Origin of the sequence: Pseudomonas sp. B21-054 (assembly GCF_026016345.1) — a bacterium.
Lineage (GTDB): Bacteria > Pseudomonadota > Gammaproteobacteria > Pseudomonadales > Pseudomonadaceae > Aquipseudomonas.
This window is the reverse complement of record NZ_CP087204.1, coordinates 636,192-654,377: the sequence shown is the minus strand read 5'-3', so window position 1 is coordinate 654,377 and position 18,186 is coordinate 636,192. Positions and strand designations below refer to the sequence as shown.

14 protein-coding genes are annotated in these 18,186 nt (G+C 62.3%); 2 read left to right on the top strand and 12 right to left on the bottom strand.

The annotated features are described in order from the left end of the window. Window positions 1–163: 163 nt before the first annotated feature. Both LOY70_RS02835 and LOY70_RS02830 read left to right on the top strand, forming a co-directional pair. On the top strand, window positions 164–1,174 hold the full coding sequence (locus LOY70_RS02835) for an extracellular solute-binding protein (RefSeq protein ID WP_123415080.1): 1,011 nt from the start codon (window positions 164–166) through the stop codon (window positions 1,172–1,174). Further along, a complete protein-coding gene (locus tag LOY70_RS02830; RefSeq protein WP_265033150.1) occupies window positions 1,174–2,739 on the top strand; it encodes an ABC transporter permease in 1,566 nt (521 codons plus the stop codon). The genes LOY70_RS02835 and LOY70_RS02830 overlap by 1 nt, the downstream gene beginning before the upstream one ends. A 451-nt stretch (window positions 2,740–3,190) precedes the next feature. Here LOY70_RS02830 and LOY70_RS02825 read toward each other — a convergent pair whose 3' ends face one another. The 12 genes from LOY70_RS02825 to LOY70_RS02770 all read right to left on the bottom strand — a co-directional run bounded on the left by LOY70_RS02825 (window position 3,191) and on the right by LOY70_RS02770 (window position 18,186). Then, window positions 3,191–5,125, bottom strand: a complete 1,935-nt coding sequence (locus LOY70_RS02825) for a methyl-accepting chemotaxis protein (RefSeq protein WP_265033148.1) — start codon at window positions 5,123–5,125, stop codon at window positions 3,191–3,193. A gap of 151 nt (window positions 5,126–5,276) precedes the next feature. Beyond that, the gene (locus tag LOY70_RS02820; RefSeq protein WP_003186407.1) at window positions 5,277–6,569 is read right to left on the bottom strand and encodes an adenylosuccinate synthase; all 1,293 of its coding nucleotides are present in this window, start codon (window positions 6,567–6,569) and stop codon (window positions 5,277–5,279) included. Between the two features lie 54 nt (window positions 6,570–6,623). Further along, the gene (locus tag LOY70_RS02815; RefSeq protein ID WP_025211548.1) at window positions 6,624–7,811 is read right to left on the bottom strand and encodes an ATP phosphoribosyltransferase regulatory subunit; all 1,188 of its coding nucleotides are present in this window, start codon (window positions 7,809–7,811) and stop codon (window positions 6,624–6,626) included. A 313-nt stretch (window positions 7,812–8,124) separates the two neighbouring features. Continuing rightward, window positions 8,125–8,994: a protease modulator HflC gene (gene hflC / locus LOY70_RS02810; RefSeq protein WP_025211547.1), complete on the bottom strand. Its 870-nt coding sequence runs from the start codon at window positions 8,992–8,994 to the stop codon at window positions 8,125–8,127. Further along, window positions 8,994–10,166: an FtsH protease activity modulator HflK gene (hflK, locus tag LOY70_RS02805; protein ID WP_123415077.1), complete on the bottom strand. Its 1,173-nt coding sequence runs from the start codon at window positions 10,164–10,166 to the stop codon at window positions 8,994–8,996. Before hflK ends, hflC begins: the two co-directional genes overlap by 1 nt. Window positions 10,167–10,251: 85 nt before the next feature. Next, window positions 10,252–11,553 (bottom strand): ribosome rescue GTPase HflX, encoded by a 1,302-nt coding sequence (hflX, locus tag LOY70_RS02800; RefSeq protein ID WP_025211545.1) that lies wholly within the window; start codon window positions 11,551–11,553, stop codon window positions 10,252–10,254. A 12-nt stretch (window positions 11,554–11,565) separates the two neighbouring features. Then, the gene (gene hfq / locus LOY70_RS02795; RefSeq protein WP_025211544.1) at window positions 11,566–11,826 is read right to left on the bottom strand and encodes an RNA chaperone Hfq; all 261 of its coding nucleotides are present in this window, start codon (window positions 11,824–11,826) and stop codon (window positions 11,566–11,568) included. A gap of 91 nt (window positions 11,827–11,917) precedes the next feature. Next, entirely contained in the window at window positions 11,918–12,889 is a 972-nt protein-coding gene (gene miaA, locus LOY70_RS02790) for a tRNA (adenosine(37)-N6)-dimethylallyltransferase MiaA (RefSeq protein ID WP_265033136.1), read from the bottom strand. Beyond that, window positions 12,889–14,802, bottom strand: coding sequence for a DNA mismatch repair endonuclease MutL (gene mutL, locus LOY70_RS02785; protein ID WP_265033134.1), 1,914 nt, complete (start codon window positions 14,800–14,802; stop codon window positions 12,889–12,891). Before mutL ends, miaA begins: the two co-directional genes overlap by 1 nt. Continuing rightward, window positions 14,799–16,229 (bottom strand): N-acetylmuramoyl-L-alanine amidase, encoded by a 1,431-nt coding sequence (locus tag LOY70_RS02780; protein ID WP_025211541.1) that lies wholly within the window; start codon window positions 16,227–16,229, stop codon window positions 14,799–14,801. Before LOY70_RS02780 ends, mutL begins: the two co-directional genes overlap by 4 nt. Then, window positions 16,229–16,699, bottom strand: a complete 471-nt coding sequence (gene tsaE, locus LOY70_RS02775; protein WP_265033132.1) for a tRNA (adenosine(37)-N6)-threonylcarbamoyltransferase complex ATPase subunit type 1 TsaE — start codon at window positions 16,697–16,699, stop codon at window positions 16,229–16,231. Before tsaE ends, LOY70_RS02780 begins: the two co-directional genes overlap by 1 nt. Beyond that, window positions 16,687–18,186 carry an NAD(P)H-hydrate dehydratase gene (locus LOY70_RS02770; RefSeq protein ID WP_265033130.1) on the bottom strand — a complete coding sequence of 500 codons (1,500 nt, stop codon included), beginning with the start codon at window positions 18,184–18,186 and terminating at the stop codon, window positions 16,687–16,689. The genes tsaE and LOY70_RS02770 overlap by 13 nt, the downstream gene beginning before the upstream one ends.

Genomic DNA, 18,186 nt, shown 5'->3' with positions numbered 1-18,186 from the left:
AGGTTTACGACCTTGAATCTCACAGAAACCCGCGAAAGCGGGTTTTTGCGTTTCTGGCTTTTAGAATCCAATTCTCGCCACACGCCTCCAATCCGTACATGAGAAACAATATCGTTTATCATTGTTACAAGTTTTTGCTACACGACAGTGAGGAACCCCGCGAATGATGTTTCGAACCACCCTGGGCCGTGCCCTGACCTGCACCCTGCTCGGCCTGACCCTCGCAACACCCCTCGCCCACGCCGCCGACAAGGTGGAACTCACCCTCTACAACGGCCAGCACAAGGAAGTCGGCGACGAATTGGCCAAAGCCTTTGAAGCCAAGACCGGCATCCACGTCAAGGTGCGCAAGGGCAGCAGCAACCAGCTTGCCAGCCAGGTGGTCGAAGAAGGCGACCGCTCCCCGGCCGACGTGATCTACACCGAGGAATCGCCGCCCCTGAACAAACTCGGCGAACAAGGCCTGCTGGCAAAAATCGATGACGCGACCCTCAACGTCCTGCCCAAGGATTATGTCGCCGGCAACGGTACCTGGATGGGCGTCACCGCCCGCGTGCGCGTAGTGGCCTACAACCCGAAGCTGATCGACGAAAAAGACTTGCCCAAGACCGTCCTCGATTTTGCCCAGCCACAATGGCAAGGCAAGGTCGGCTTCGTACCGACCAGTGGTGCGTTCCAGGAACAGGCCGTCGCCATTATCAAATTGCACGGAATGGACGCCGCCGAAGAATGGCTCACCGGCCTGCGCGCCTTCGGCAAGGTCTATAGCAACAACATGGTCGCTCTCAAGGCTGTGGAAAATGGCGAGGTGGCGAGCGTCCTGGTGAACAACTATTACTGGTTCGCCCTGCAACGGGAGAAGGGCCAGCTCGACTCCAAATTGCATTACTTCACCGGCGGCGATGCCGGCGGCTTGGTGACCGTCTCCAGCGCCGCCGCGCTGAAATCCAGCAAACATCCTAAAGAAGCCCAACAGTTGCTCGCCTACATGGCCAGCGAAGAAGGCCAACGCGTGATCACCCAGACGTCCGCCGAGTATCCGCTGCATAAAGGCATGGCCTCGGATCGCGGCCTCAAGCCCTTCAGCGAACTGGAGCCGCCTAAGGTCACGCCAGCCGACCTCGGCAACGCCGAAGAGGCTCTGGAACTGGAACGCGAAGTCGGCCTGAATTGATGACCCCATCGCTAAGCGCCCCGCACCCCGCCGCAAGCTACATTCCGCGCCGCAAGCGTCCGCCGCTCGGGGTGTTGCTGCCGGTGCTGCTGTTGGTGTTCCTGAGCGCGCTGCCGCTGCTCTATGTCATCGTGAAGGCCTGGCAAGCTGGCTGGGCCGAAGCGTTGCACCTGCTGTGGCGCCCCTATGTATTCGGGCTGCTGCGCAACACCCTGGCACTGATGGTCGGCGTCACGCTGGCCTGCGGGATCATCGGCCTGTCCCTGGCCTGGCTGCTGGAGCGCAGCAACCTGCCGGGACGCCGGCTATGGGGCGTCATCCTCTGCCTGCCGTTCGCGGTGCCGGCGTTTGTCAGCAGCTTCACCTGGGTGTCCCTCAGCGCCCAGTTCGAAGGCCTGGGCGGAGCGATCCTGGTGATGACCCTGTCCAAATACCCACTGATCTTTCTCCCGGTGGCGGCGACGCTGCGCAACCTGGACCCCTCCCTCGAAGAGTCAGCCCGTACCCTGAGGCAAAATCGCTGGGGGGTGTTCTTCCGTGTCACCTTGCCGCTGCTCTGGCCTTCGCTGCTGGCCGGCTCATTGCTGATCGCATTGCACATGCTGGTGGAATTCGGCGCACTGTCGATCATCGGCCTGCAAACCTTTACCACCGCGATCTATCAACAATTCGAGCTGGAATTCAGCAACGCCAATGCCGCCATGCTGTCGGCGGTGTTACTGGCGCTGTGTTTGATTCTGCTGTGGCTGGAACTGCGGGTACGCGGCAAGGGCCGGCATGTGCGTACCGGCCAGGGCGCGGCACGACGGGCCGAACAAGTCCGGCTGGGGCCTTGGGCTGTTCTCGGGCAGGTGTATTGCCTGGCACTGACGATCATCGGCAGCGGCATTCCCCTGGGGATGCTGGTGTATTGGCTGGCAGTAGGCACTTCCGCCGCGTTTCCGGTGGGCGAAATCAGCGAGGCGCTGCTGTCGTCCCTGGCGCTCTCTCTCGGAGGGGCCGCGCTCTGCCTGGTGCTGGCGGTGCCGGTCGGCTTGCTGGTGGTGCGTTATAAGGGCCGCCTGGCGCTGTGGGCCGAACGCCTGCCTTACTTGCTCCACGCCTTGCCAGGGCTGGTGATTGCCCTGAGCCTGGTGTATTTCGCGCTGCACTACGTGCCGGCGCTGTATCAGACGTCAGGGCTGCTGCTGATCGCCTACGCACTGCTGTTCCTGCCACTGGCCCAGGCGCCGGTACGTACCGCGCTGAACAAGGCGGCACCGCAATTGGAAGAAGCCGCGCGCACATTGGGGGCTTCGTCGTTCAGCGCTTTTTGCCGGGTGACCTTGCCAATCATCTTCCCGGCGCTTGGGGCGGCATTTGCCTTGGTGTTCCTGGATGCGATGAAAGAACTGACGGCCACGCTATTACTGAGCCCAACCGGGCTCAACACGTTGGCGACGGCGGTCTGGGCCCATACATCCAATGTGGAGTTCGCAGCCGCCGCGCCTTATGCGGCGCTGTTGATTGTGGTCTCGGGATTGCCGGTGTATTTGCTGACGACGCGGATGTACCTGAGCCGCTGAAACCGCCATCGCGAGCAAGCTCGCTCCCACAGTTGGATTGGGGTACACCCGCAAGAGACAGGCCGGCTACCAGGCCGCCTTCGCGGGCAAGCCCGCTCCCACAGGGGAAACGCGGTCCCACCAAGAACCAGGTCGGCTACTAGGCCGCCTCGCGGTGGACGTTGATCTCGGCGCCCCGTTAACCACGCTGGCCGAACGCAGGCATTGTGGAGTGGGCAACCCGGCATGGATGCCGGGTTAGCCGCGCTGGGCCATGGATGGCCCTTCGCGGCGGGCCCACGGAGCAATGCCGGAGTGAGGGCACACCGAGCCTAGGCGAGGTGCCAAGTGGTGGGGCATGAGCGCTTTGGTTACTTTCGCGCTTTTCGAAAGTGACCCGCCGTCAGGGCGGAACCATAAGCCGCCGTTACCGCAGCAACGGATATGTACTCAATCAATAAAATCCTGACTGTCAGGCCCTGAACTGCCCCAAACTCGCCTTCAACTGCGCCGCCAAACTATCCAACACCTTGCCACTGGCGGTGGTCTCGACCACAGCCTGAGCCGCTTTCTCAGCCTGGGCATGAATGGTCTCCACCCGCCCGCGCACCGCTTGCGCACCCTGGGCCTGATGGGCCGCCGCCTGAGTCGCCAGGCCGATGGCCGCATGCACCTGCTCCACGGAAGCCTGAACCGACTGCTGCAGCCGCGCACTGTCACGCAGCACCAGCAAGCCCTCACTGGCCTGGCGTCCGGCCTGGCCGATAGCCGCCACCGCCTCGCGAGCGCCTTGCTGCAAGGCCACAATGTGCGCCTGAATGTCACCAGTCGAACTCTGGGTCTTGCTCGCCAACGCTCGCACCTCATCCGCCACCACCGCAAACCCACGCCCGGTCTCCCCAGCCCGCGCCGCTTCGATGGCCGCGTTCAAGGCCAGCAGGTTGGTCTGCTCGGCAATGCCATGAATCACGGTCAGCACCACTTCGATCTGCTCACTCTGCTGCGCCAGCCGCTCGATCACCTTCGCCCCGGTATCCACCTGCCCGGCCAACGCCTCGATCAAACCGCCAACCTTGGCCGAGGTGCGGGTGTTTTCATCGGTGGCCTTGCGAATCTCCACCACTTGCTGCAACGCCGCTTGCATCGCGTGACTTTCCGACTGCGCTTCGTCAGCCATTTGCGACAGCGCCCGCAGGCTCTCGGCCACTTCATCGCGCTGCATGCCCGCCGCCGCGTCAGCGCCGGAGTTACGCAGGGTCATAGCGCCAATTTCCTGCCCGGTGCGCTGGGCCACATCCCCCGCCTCTCGCACAATCGGTTGCAACTTATCCACAAAGCGATTGACCGCCGAAGCCATCTCGCCAATTTCATCCTTGCTGCTGATCTGCACACGCTTGGTCAGATCGCCATCGCCCGCCGCCAGGTCGTTCATCGCCGCGATCAACAACTTCAAGCGATTGACCACCCGACGTCCCAGTACCACGGCCAGCAGAACCAGCACGCCGAAGCCCACCAGCGACAGGCCCATGCCGATGCGCCAACGCAAGGTGCCCGCCGCGTCCTGCACGGTGCTGGCGGTGTTGGTCTGCATTTGCGTGGCCGTGGCCTGGGCCGATTCCAGGCGTCCGCGCATGGCGGCGGCACTGTCGGCTGCCGCGCCCTTGAGGCTGTCACCGACCAACTGGTCGCTGCTGGCAATCAGGGCCGAAAAGCGCTGGTCCAGTGCCTTCAGGTCGGCTTCAACGGAAGCCGTGGAAACCCCCATCAGGACTTTGCCGATCTCCACGCCGTTGGGGTTGATCGAGGCTTCGAGGTAATACACCGACGGATCGTTCTTCGCCGCATCCAGCACTTTGTCCAGCGCCCGCTCGCCGTTGCCTTTTTCCAGCAACGCCTTGTTGATCGGGTTTTCCCGGTTCAGATAACGGGTCAGGTGCTCTCCGGCGGCATCGTCATAGATGACGAACAGCACATTGGGATTGCGCTGGGCCCGACGAGCGAACTCGGAGAGCGTGGGCACGTCGTTGTCCCACATGGCGCGGGGTGCGACGGAGGCCAGGAGTTGCGCCATATCATTGGCGGAATCCTTGAGCGTTTTCTCCAGCGTCGTGCGCAATTGCGCCTGTTCGTCCTTCAGCCGCGTGGACAAGCCGGCAGTGAGACGCTGGCGGGTGTTGGCAGACAAACTGTCCAGGCTCGAGGTGACCTCGCGCCCGGCCTGCTCCAGTTCGCCAGACAATTTCTGACTGTCGCCCCCCAGCCGAGCGCCTAGATCGGCCTCCAGGGCGGTGACAGTGCTTCGTGTCAGCGCGACAGCCACCAGCACCTGCACCAAAAGGGCGATACCAAGCGTAACGAAGACGGGCCGCAACAGACGGCTTTGTAACAGTGAGAGAACGGCCGACACAGGGGAATCCCTCTACTAAACGCCATTAATTTGATGGCACTTCAAAGAAGTACTTATTGTTAAGGGTGCATAGCAAAGGTCGTGCCGTTCGACAGGCAGAAACGACAAAGGCCCCAAACGAGGGGCCTTTGTTTTTTACATCAACGACTTATCAGGCGAATGGGTGACGCAGAACGATGGTTTCGTTGCGGTCAGGCCCCGTCGAAATAATGTCGATCGGCGCACCGACCAGCTCTTCAACGCGCTTGATGTAGTTGCGGGCCGCCACTGGCAGCTCTTCCAGGGTCTTGGCGCCCACGGTCGACTCGGTCCAGCCTGGCATCTGCTCGTACACCGGCTCCAGACCAATGTAGCTGTCGGCATCAGTCGGGGCGTCGATGACAGCGCCGTCCTGGTTCTTGTAGCCCACGCAGATGTTGATGGTTTCCAGGCCGTCCAGCACGTCCAGCTTGGTCAGGCACAGGCCCGAGATGCTGTTGACGTCGATGGCGCGACGCAGGATGACGGCATCGAACCAGCCGCAACGACGGGCACGGCCGGTGGTAGCACCGAACTCGTGGCCGCGCTTGGCCAGGAAGGCACCGACGTCGTCGAACAGCTCAGTCGGGAACGGCCCCGAACCGACGCGGGTGGTGTAGGCCTTGGTGATGCCCAGGATGTAGTCCAGGTACATCGGACCAAAACCCGAACCCGTGGCGATGCCGCCGGCGGTGGTGTTGGAGCTGGTGACGTACGGGTAGGTGCCGTGGTCGATGTCCAGCAGCGAACCCTGGGCACCTTCGAACATGATGTCCTTGCCGGCGCGGCGCAGCTCATGCAGCTCGGCGGTGACGTCGAGCATCATCGGCTTGAGCAGCTCGGCGTACTCCATGCACTCGTCCAGGGTCTTCTGGAAGTCGATGGCCGGTTCTTTGTAGTAATTGACCAGCACGAAGTTGTGGTAGTCCAGCAACTCGCCCAGCTTGGCGGCGAAACGCTCGCGGTGGAACAGGTCACCGATGCGCAGGCCACGACGGGCCACTTTGTCTTCGTAGGCTGGGCCGATGCCGCGACCGGTGGTGCCGATCTTCAGCTCGCCACGGGCCTTTTCACGGGCCTGGTCCAGCGCAACGTGATAGGACAGGATCAGCGGGCAGGACGGGCTGATACGCAGGCGCTCACGCACCGGCACGCCTTTCTCTTCCAGCTTGATGATCTCCCGCAGCAGGGCGTCGGGTGCAACCACCACACCGTTGCCGATCAGGCACTGCACACCTTCGCGCAGCACACCCGACGGAATCAGGTGCAGAACGGTTTTTTCACCGTCGATCACCAACGTGTGACCTGCGTTGTGGCCACCCTGGTAGCGCACTACGGCGGCAGCATGTTCGGTCAGCAGATCAACGATCTTGCCTTTGCCCTCATCACCCCATTGGGTGCCCAGGACTACGACATTCTTACCCATAACACTTGTCCTCATTCGCGCAAACTTGGTGCCGGCCGCAGCCGACAGGAAAACTCAAGAAGCCAGCGGCAATACTTGCCAAAGCCCGTTCTGCTGAATCAATTGCCGGTCGCAGTCCGCTTCACGGGCGGCGGCCAAAGGTTGCCCAGGCAAAGCCTGGACAACGCGCTGACCCTCACTGCGCAACTGGCAGACCGCCTGCCAGAGTGCCGCATCCGTACTGTCAGGCATCCAGATACCGCCAGACGGTAGCTCGATTTCAGCACGCCCCAGGGTCACCAGGGTTTTCAAATCGGTGGAGAAACCGGTCGCCGGACGGGCACGACCGAAGTCGGCACCGATATCGTCATAACGACCGCCTTGGGCGATGGACTGGCCCACGCCCGGCACAAACACCGCGAACACGACGCCCGTGTGGTAGTGATACCCGCGCAACTCGCCCAGGTCGAAATACAGCGGCAACTCAGGGAAACGCACCGACAGACGCTCGGCAATCGCCAGCAAATCGTCCAGTGCCGCCAATACAGGCGCTGGCGCATGGGCCAGGCGTTCGCGGGCGGCGGTCAGCACTTCACGACCACCACACAGGTCCACCAGCGCTCGCAGCATGCCCGACAGATCAGCCGGCAGGCCTTCGGTCAGGCTGATGACTTCGTCGATGGCCTTGCGTTGCAGGGCGTCGAACAGCTGTTGTTCCACTTCGCCGGACAGACCGGCCGCACGGGCCAGGCCGCGATAGATGCCGACATGGCCCAGGTCCATGTGGACATCCGGCACGTCAGCCAGTTGCAGCATGGCCAACATCAGGCTGATGACTTCTACGTCGCTGCTCGGGCTGGCGTCGCCATACAGCTCGGCACCTAGCTGGATCGGGCTGCGTGAAGACGACAGGGCACGTGGCTGGGCGTGCAGCACACTGCCGGCGTAGCACAGGCGGCTCGGGCCTTCACGGCGCAGGGTGTGGGCATCGATGCGCGCCACTTGTGGCGTGATGTCGGCACGAAAGCCCATCTGCCGGCCCGACTGTGGGTCGATCACCTTGAAGGTGCGCAGATCCAGGTCCTGGCCCGCGCCGGTCAGCAGGGATTCCAGGTACTCGATATGCGGGGTGACGACGAATTCGTAACCCCAGCTCTGGAACAGATCCAACACCTGCCGACGCGCGACTTCGATACGCGCGGCTTCCGGTGGCAGTACTTCTTCGATGCCATCTGGCAGCAGCCAGCGGTCTACCGTTGCCATTACGCCATTCCCCTATGGTCCGGGCGGCCAGCCCTCGGGCAAGCCTTGAGTGAAGCAGAAAATACTTGGCCCACGCGCAAAACACGCGCATGAGCGACGTGACGAATGGCCAGCAATCGGCCTCGCCCAGCACCTTCCTCGAAAAACCTGTCGAGTCGTTCAACCCGACGCCTGCAATCAAAACCACAATCAAACGTGCAGACGCAAAAAAGCCGGGAATTTCCCGGCTGCCGCATCATACACACGTTTTCCCAAAGGATCACCCCGCCCGACGCTTTAGCCGCCGGGCGGAGTGCCTCAGGTCAACGTCGCATCAAGGCTTGGCCTTTTCCAGGTAGCGGAAGAAGTCGCTGCTTGGGTCCAGGACCATGACGTCGGATTTGTTCGCAAAGCTTTCACGGTAAGCGCGCAGGCTACGATAGAACCCGTAGAACTCCTGATCCTGGCCATAGGCCTTGGAGTAGATCGCAGCGGCCTGGGCATCACCATCACCACGGACCTCTTCCGATTCCCGATAGGCTTCGGCCAGCAGCACACGACGTTGGCGATCGGCGTCGGCACGGATGCCTTCGGCCAGCTCGTTACCCTTGGCGCGGTGCTCGCGGGCTTCACGCTCACGTTCGGTGCTCATGCGCTCGAACACGCTGCGGTTCACTTCCTTCGGCAGGTCGATGGCCTTGACCCGGACATCGACCACTTCGATACCCAGCTCTTTTTCCGCCATCGTGTTCAGCGAACGGGTGATGTCGGACATGAGCGCATCACGCTCACCGGACACGACTTCATGCAACGTACGCTTACCGAACTGGTCACGCAGGCCCGATTCCAGACGACGGGACAGACGCTCGTCGGCGATCTGCTTGAGGCCGGAAGTCGCGGTGTAGAAGCGCTCGGCATCTTTCACCCGCCACTTGGCGTAGGCATCCACCATCACGGCTTTCTTTTCCAGCGTCAGGAAGCGTTGCGTCGGCGCATCCAGCGTCATCAGGCGGGCGTCGAACTTGCGCACCTTGTTAACGTACGGCACTTTCACATGCAGCCCTGGCTGGACATCAGCCTGGACCACGCGACCAAACTGCAGCAACACCGCACGCTCGGTCTGAGCCACGATGTAGAAGCAGTTCCAGGCAGCGATCGCCACGACGACACCGACAATAAGGGCGATCAGCGATTTATTGCTCATCAGCGACTCTCCCTGGTACGTGCTTGCTGTTGCTGCAGTTCCGCCGCGCGGGCGTTGCCTTCATTATTGCTGGCGGCTGCCGCGCCGGTCGATGGCGTGCTGGTGTTGCGACCGCTCTCGACCATCTTGTCCAGCGGCAAGTACAGCAGATTGCTCTGGCCGTTCTTGTTGCCGGTCACAAGGACCTTGCTGGTGTTGCTGAAGACTTCCTGCATGGTGTCCAGGTACAGACGCTCACGGGTGACTTCAGGGGCCTTGCGATACTCGGCCACCAACTTGGTGAAGCGATCAGCCTCACCCTTGGCACGGGAGACCACTTCGTCGCGATAACCGTTGGCATCTTCGATGATGCGCTGGGCCTGACCACGGGCTTCCGGCACGACGCCGTTGGCATAGGTCTCGGCCTGGTTGCGCGAACGCTGTTCGTCTTCACGGGCACGAATCACGTCGTCGAAGGCTTCCTGGACTTCACGCGGTGCCGCTGCGCTCTGGACGTTGACCTGGGTAACGGTGATACCGGTGCGATAGGTATCGAGGAACCGTTGCAGGCGCTCCTTGATTTCGCTGGCCATCAGTTCACGACCTTCGGTCAACACCTGGTCCATGGCGGTGGAACCCACCACATGGCGCAAGGCACTTTCGGTCGCATGCTGCAGGCTGATTTCCGGCTGGTCGACGTTCAGCACGAAGTCTTGCAGGTTGGTGATCTTGTATTGCACGGTCAGTGGCACTTCGACGATGTTTTCGTCTTCGGTCAGCATCTGGCCCTGCTTGGTGTAGGCACGCTCACGCGTGACGTTTTCCATGTACTTCTGGTCGATCGGCGGAAAATAGATGTTCAAGCCCGGGCCGACGGTTTCATAGTACTTGCCGAAGCGCAGCACCACGGCCTGCTCCTGCTCGTCCACGACATAAACCGCGCTGTACAGCCAGACAGCCGCGAGCACGACGAGACCGATGCCGAGCAGGCCGAAACCGCCGCCCTTGCCCGGACGACCGCCGCCATCGTCACCGCGTTTTTTACCACCACCGAACAAACCGTTCAGGCTTTCCTGCAGCTTTCGAAAGGCCTCGTCGAGATCTGGTGGCCCCTTGCGGTCGCCGTTGTTACGACGCTTGCCACCCCAAGGATCCTGATTATTCGAGTTGCCACCCGGCTCATTCCAAGCCATAGCGCTCTCCATCTGATAAAGCAAAGACGCACCCACGGCGCGCCGACCAATGCTACAGAATGCCTGACACAGCTTTCTCAGGCTTTTATTGCAAAGTGTGTTGCTCGATGAATTCCATCGGTTGCAGCCCTTCGCGACTGATCAGCCGGTTAAGCTCCGACCGAGGCAGGCGAACAGCCAGCAGGTAGTCGCCTTCTTCGTCGTGTTCTTCTTTTTGCACCGCTCCCGACTCAAAGAACTGGGCACGCAGCCGGGCGAAACGTTGCGGTAACTTCAGCGTGCCCACAAACAGATCATTGCCCAACAGCTCCGCCACGGCCTGCTTGAGCAAGTCCAAGCCAGTACCATCACGGGCCGACAACCAGACCCGTTGCGGCTTGCCATCGGCATCGCGCTGGATCTGCGGCTCCACACCTTCGAGCAAATCGAGTTTGTTGTATACCTCGAGGATCGGCAAGTCCTGGGCGCCGATCTCTCCCAGCACTACCATGACTTGCTCGATCTGCAGCATCCGGTCCGGCTCGGCGGCATCGATCACGTGCAGCAGCAGGTCGGAGTTACTCGACTCTTCGAGCGTAGCCCGGAAAGCCTCGACCAGTTTATGCGGCAGGTGGCGGATGAAACCCACCGTGTCGGCCAGCACGATCGGCCCGAGGTCGTCCAGGTCGAGCCGGCGCAGGGTCGGATCGAGCGTGGCGAACAACTGGTCGGCGGCGTAGACGTCCGATTGCGTGACATTATTGAACAGGGTCGATTTGCCGGCGTTGGTATAGCCCACCAGTGAAACCGTCGGGATGTCCGCGCGCTTGCGGCCACGCCGCGACTGCTCGCGCTGGCTGCGGACCTTTTCCAGGCGCCCCTTGATCTGGCGCAGGCGAACCCGCAGCAGGCGCCGGTCGGTTTCCAGCTGGGTTTCACCCGGGCCGCGCAGACCGATACCGCCCTTCTGCCGCTCAAGGTGAGTCCAGCCACGAACCAGCCGCGTACTCATGTGTTCAAGCTGGGCCAGTTCGACCTGGAGCTTGCCTTCATGGGTACGGGCGCGTTGGGCGAAAATGTCGAGGATCAGCCCCGTCCGGTCGATCACACGACACTCGAAAACACGTTCGAGGTTACGTTCCTGACTGGGCGTGAGGATGTGATTGAAAATCACCAGGTCGACCTGCTCGGTCTTGACCAGGTCGCGCAACTCCTCGACCTTGCCACTACCGATCAGGAATTTAGCGGTTGGCCGATGACGCGGCACGTTGAAAAACGCGACGGTCTCGGCGCCGGCCGACAGTGCCAATTCCTGAAACTCCTGCGGATCTTCGCGCGCCTCAGGGTCCTGTCCATCCAAGTGAACGAGAATGGCCCGCTCACCACCACCGTGGCGCTCAAAGAACAAAGGAGACTCCTATCAGGCGTTACCCGGCTCAGCGTCACCGCCTTCGGTTTCGGTTGCGCTAGGCAGACGAATTGGACGAACTGGCACGACTGTCGAGATCGCGTGCTTGTAGACCATCTGGCTGACGGTGTTTTTCAGAAGGATGACGAACTGGTCGAAAGACTCGATCGTGCCTTGCAGTTTGATCCCGTTGACCAGATAGATGGACACCCCAACTTTCTCTTTACGTAAAGTGTTCAAGTAAGGGTCTTGTAGCGAATGCCCTTTTGACATGTGCCGCACTCCTTTAAGGATCAATAATAAAAATCGGAATCAGATGGCTTGGGCCGTCACACCCCCAAGGATAGACGGCAATTGCAAGGACTCAGCTCAATATGGAGATGGTCCCGAGGTATTTCAAGGCGCGTGGCAGATTGTCGCAATCAAGACTGTCAAGCCAATGCAGGTCAGTCCAGCTGCGCAGCCAAGTGAACTGGCGTTTCGCCAATTGGCGCGTGGCAATGATCCCACGCTCCTGCATCTCGGCTGACGTCAGCTTCCCGTCCAGGTAATCCCAGACTTGTCGATAACCCACCGCACGTATAGACGGCAACCCGGCATGCAGGTCACTTCGCTCACGCAGGGCTACGACCTCGTCTATGAACCCCTGTTCCAACATTAATGTGAATCTTTGTTCAATTCGCCGATGCAGCACTTGCCGGTTCGCCGGAGCGATGGCCAGATTCGCGACAGTATAGGGCAATTGTTGCAGTCCCGAAGCGGCTGCTTCAGTACTTTGCGCAGATTGTCGCTGGCGCAGGGCCGTCATGCTCTGGCCGCTGACCCGATAAACCTCCAGGGCCCGGCTGAGCCGCTGCGGGTCGTTGGGGTGGATTCGCGCCGCCGACTCCGGATCAATGACCGCCAATTGCTCGTGCAGGGCTTGCCAGCCAAGGCGCCCGGCCTCTTCTTCGATCTGCGCGCGCACCTCGGGATCGGCCGCTGGCATGTCCGCCAACCCATCGACCAAAGCCTTGTAGTACAGCATCGTGCCGCCCACCAGCAGCGGAATCTTGCCCCGTGCGGTGATATCGGCCATGGCTTGAAGGGCATCGCGACGGAAATCCGCAGCCGAATAGGCCTCGACCGGATCGAGGATGTCGATCAGCCGGTGCGGATATTCGGCCAGCAGCTCTTTCGACGGCTTGGCGGTGCCGATGTCCATGCCCCGGTAGACCAGCGCCGAATCGACGCTGATCAGCTCGCAAGGCAGGACTTTGGTCAATTCGATGGCCAGGTCGGTCTTGCCCGCAGCGGTCGGGCCCATCAGGAAAATCGCGGGGGGCAACTGGCTCATCAACGACCGCGCAAGAACAGTTTGTCCAGGTCGTCCAGGCCCAATTGGGTCCAGGTCGGCCGGCCATGGTTGCATTGGCCGCTGCGTTCGGTGTTTTCCATGTCCCGCAGCAGGCCGTTCATTTCCGGCAACGCCAGGCGCCGGTTGGCGCGGATCGCGCCGTGGCAGGCCATGGTGCCGAGCAGTTCGTTCAGGTGCGCCTGGATTCGGTCGCTGGTGCCGTACTCCATCAGGTCCGCCAACACGTCGCTGACCAGCCGATTGGCCTCGGCCTGCTTCAGCAACGCCGGAATCTGACGGATCGCCAGGGTTTCCGGGCCCAGGCGCTGCAATTCGAAGCCCAGGCGCTGGAACCAGCTCACGTGCTCTTCGGCGCAATCGGCTTCGCGCTGGCTGACGGCCAGGGATTCGGGCACCAACAGCGGCTGGCCGCTGAGGCCTTCGCTGGCCATGGCGATTTTCAGCCGCTCGTACATGATCCGCTCGTGGGCAGCGTGCATGTCCACCAGAACCAAGCCTTGGGCATTTTCCGAAAGGATATAAATACCTTTGAGTTGCGCCAGTGCATAACCCAGCGGCGGGATGTCGCCCTGGCCGTCGGGCATTGCTGCCGCACCGGCTTCCGGCAAGGGCTTGAAGAACTCGCGATAGGCCGCCTGGGCCTCGGCTGCCGGCACGTTGGATTGCGGGCGCGGGGTGTATTGATACTGATAGCCGCTGCCGGCCCCCGCTCCCGCCGCGTTGTAGCTCGGCTGCGGCTGGGGTTGTTCCAACAGTGCGTTGGCCGCCAGGCGCATCTCGCCCTGGGGACCGAATTCGCCGGCATCCAGCCCCGTCGGCCGGACCATGCCAGCCACCGCTGCCGGGGCGGCCAGTTGATCTTCCGGCCGCACGTCGCCCAGGGCGCGGTGCAAGGTGCCATAGAGGAAATCGTGCACCATGCGCCCGTCACGGAAACGCACTTCGTGCTTGGTCGGGTGCACGTTGACGTCCACCACCGCCGGATCGACTTCGAAAAACAACACGAAAGTCGGATGCCGGCCGTTGAACAGCACGTCGCGATAAGCCTGGCGCACCGCATGGGCCACCAGTTTGTCGCGTACCGCCCGGCCATTCACATAAAAATATTGCAAGTCTGCCTGGCTACGGGAAAAGGTCGGCAACCCGACCCAACCCCACAGGTGCAGGCCATTGCGCTCCACTTCGATGGGCAAGGCCTGTTCCAGGAAACCGGCACCGCACACGGCGCCCACACGCCGGGCGCGGGCCGCGTCGTCATGGGCTTCGTGCAGGCTGAGGATGGTCTTGCCGTTGTGGCGCAAATGGAACGCCACGTCAAAGCGCGCCAGGGCCAGGCGCTTGATGACTTCCTGCAAGTGGTCGAATTCGGTCTTCTCGGCCTTGAGAAACTTGCGCCGGGCCGGGGTGTTGAAGAACAGGTCGCGCACCTCCACCGAGGTACCCACCGGGTGGGCCGCGGGTTGGACGCGAGAAGCCATCTCCCGGCCTTCGGTCTCGACCTGCCAGGCCTGCTCGGCATCGCGAGTCCGGGAGGTCAGCGTCAGGCGCGACACAGAACTGATGGACGCCAGCGCCTCGCCACGGAACCCCAGGCTCATGACCCGTTCGAGGTCTTCCAGGTCGCGAATCTTGCTGGTGGCGTGCCGCGCCAGGGCCAGCGGCAGGTCATCGGCAGAAATACCGCCACCGTCATCACGCACCCGCAGCAACTTCACGCCGCCCTGCTCGACATCCACGTCGATGCGTTTAGCCCCGGAGTCGAGGCTGTTTTCCAGCAACTCCTTGATGACCGACGCCGGACGCTCGACCACTTCACCGGCGGCGATCTGGTTCGCCAGCCGTGGGCTGAGCAGTTCAATGCGAGCGTTGCTGCCGATCACTTCATCACTCATTGCTGGACCGCCACTTCATTGCCGGGAATGGTCAGGGTCTGGCCAATCTTGAGCTCGTCGCTCTTGAGATTGTTGGCGCTGCGCAAGGTGGCGGGTGACACCTGATAGCGCACAGCGATCATCGCCAGGGTTTCGCCGGGGCTGACCCGATGGTCCCGCGGGCCTTGGGCGATCTTGCCCGAGTCGCGCAGCCAGGCGATGTAGGTGCCTGGCGGTGGGTTCTGCTGGAAGAACTGCCGCACGCCGCTGCTGATGGAGCGGGCCAGCGCCTGCTGGTGATTGGCAGACGACAGCTTGGACGCTTCGTTGGCGTTGGAGATGAACCCGGTCTCCACCAGGATCGAGGGGATGTCCGGCGACTTGAGCACCATGAATCCGGCCTGCTCGACGCGCTGCTTGTGCAACGGAGTGACACGCCCGATGTTGCTCAAGACCTTCTGGCCGACGTTCAGGCTGGAGGTCAACGAGGCGGTCATCGACAAATCGAGTAACACACCGGCGAGCATCCGGTCCTTGTCATCGAGGCTGACGTTGCCAGCACCGCCAATCAGGTCGGAACGGTTTTCACTGTCAGCCAGCCAACGAGCGGTCTCGGAGGTGGCGCCACGGTCGGACAGGGCAAACACCGAGGCTCCGAATGCTGCCGCCGAAGGCGCGGCGTCGGCGTGGATGGAGACAAACAGGTCAGCGCCTTTCTTACGGGCGATTTCGGTACGGCCGCGCAAGGGAATGAAATAGTCACCGGTCCGGGTCAGTTCGGCACGGAAGCCTTTCATGCCGTTGACCTGACGCTGCAACTCACGGGCGATGGACAGCACCACGTCTTTTTCACGCTGGCCGCGCGAACCCGAGGCACCCGGGTCTTCGCCGCCGTGACCGGCGTCGATCACCACAATGATGTCGCGTTTGCCAGCCGGAGCCGGGGGCAGCTTGATCGCCGGCTCGGTCGGCGTCACCGGTACCGCTGGCAACGTCGCGACGTTGGTGGGCGGCGGCGGTGGCGGCGCGGCATCGGCCGGGTTGTCGAACAGGTCCACCACCAACCGGTTGCCATACTGGGCGTTCGGCGCCAGGGTGAAGCTTTTCGGGGTCACGGCTTTTTTCAGGTCGATGACCACCCGCAGGTCGGTCGGCGTCCGTTGGGCAGAGCGCATCGAGGTAATGGGGGTGTTGGCGGTGGCCACGTTCAACGGCGCCCCCAGGGACGCGCCATTGATGTCGATCACCAAGCGATCCGGGGCCGTCAGGGTGAATACGCTGTGCTGCACCGGGCCCGTCAGGTCGAAGACCAGCCGTGTGTTGTCCGGCGCCCGCCAGAGGCGAACGCTGTTGACCTTTGTCTCGGCCACAGCATCGACGGCCAGTGCCGTAAGCAACAGTCCTACGACAGCAACCACCGCGCGAAAGCGCATACCAAACCCCATCATCAATTAGTTTCCAATGCCAAAGCGGCACACCACGACTCGCCACGCGAGCCTTGCGGCGTCAGTTTCAGCGAACGCCCGCCGTTCTGCGCGCCAATGGTAATGGTCAGGTCCGGCTTTGGCAAAAAGCCTGCACCCTTCTGGGGCCATTCGATCAGGCACAAGGCATCATCTTCGAAATAATCGCGAATACCGAGAAATTCCAGTTCCTCGGGATCCACCAGTCGATACAGGTCGAAATGGAAGGCGCGAACGTCACCGATCTCGTAGGGCTCGACCAACGTGAACGTAGGGCTTTTTACCGCGCCAACGTGCCCCAGGCCGCGAATGATGCCCCGGGACAGGGTGGTTTTCCCCGCGCCAAGGTCACCTTCGAGAAAAATCAGCCCATGACCCCCAGTGGTGCGCGCTATACGCGCCCCGAATTCCGTCATGGCGTGTTCATCCGCCACGTACAGGGTTATTTCAGACACGGTGAATGCTCCTCCAACAACTGACGAATGGCCGGGATCAGATCGGTCGCCACCACTCCCCGACCCGATCGACCGGCTTGGGCACCGGCATTGGCGTGCAACCAGACCGCCAGGCACGCCGCATCAAAATCTTCCATGCCCTGGGCCAACAAAGCGCCGACCACGCCGGCCAACACGTCCCCCAGGCCGGCCGTGGCCATGGCCGGATGGCCCTGGCTGCAAACGACCAGGCGACCGTCCGGGCTGGCAATCAGGCTGCCGGCGCCCTTGAGAATCACCGTGGCGGTGTATTTTTTGCTCAATGCATGGGCCGCCGCCGGACGATCGGCCTGCACCTGAGCCGTGGAGATGTCCAGCAGCCGCGCCGCCTCGCCCGGATGCGGCGTGATGACACAGTGCTCGGGCAGGATGACGTCGCCGCTGCTCAGCAGGTTCAGCGCATCGGCATCCCACACTTGCGGCAGCGGCGCATTGGCCGCCACCGACAACAGGCTGCGTCCCCACGCGGCCTGGCCCAGCCCCGGCCCGACCACCAACACACTGGCCTGCTTGAGCAAGCCCATCAATTGGTTGGCCGAATGGGTGCCCTGCACCATGACCTCGGGCAAACGCGTCAGCGCCGCGGACACATGCTCGCTGCGGGTCGCCATGGATACCATGCCCGCGCCGCAACGCAGGGCGCTTTCGGCGCTCATCTGGATGGCACCGCCAAAACCTCGGTCGCCGCCAATCAACAGCACATGACCAAACCGGCCTTTGTGGGAAGTGGGCATGCGAGGCGCCAGACGCGGCAGATTATGCGGTGAGAGCAATCGAGCACTGGCCGCTGCCGCTTCAACGATGTCAGGGTCGGCGTGCAGATCGTTGAACACCAGTTCGCCCACCCGATCCGCCGCATCCCCCGTGACCAGGCCGAGCTTCAGGCCAATGAACGTCACAGTCAGGTCAGCCACCACCGCCGTGCCCAGTACCCGACCGGTGTCGGCACACAGCCCGGAAGGAATATCCACCGCGGCGACCGGCAGGCCACTGACATTGATCGTGTCGATGGCCCGCACATAGGGCTCGCGTACATCGCCGCTCAACCCAGTGCCGAGCAATGCGTCCAGCAGCACGCCGCGCAATTCGGATTCGTCCGACCACGGTTCCACCGGGACGCCTACAGCTACAGCCTCGGCGTGGGCATTGGCGGCGTCGCCCAGCAGGCGCCGGGGCTCGCCCACCGTCAGCACACGCACCGACCAACCGGCGCGCCGGGCCAGGGTCGCTACCAGATAACCATCGCCCGCGTTGTTGCCGTGGCCAGCCAGCACGGTCAGCTCGCTGGCGTCAGGCCAGTGCCGGACGATCGCACGCCACATGGCGCGGGCCGCGCGCTGCATCAATTCGAAGCCGGTGGTACCCGCCGCGATCAGTTGTGCGTCAAGGGCCCGGACCTGCACGGCACTGTACAGCGCGTCGGGAAAATCATCTTTAGTGTGCGGCAT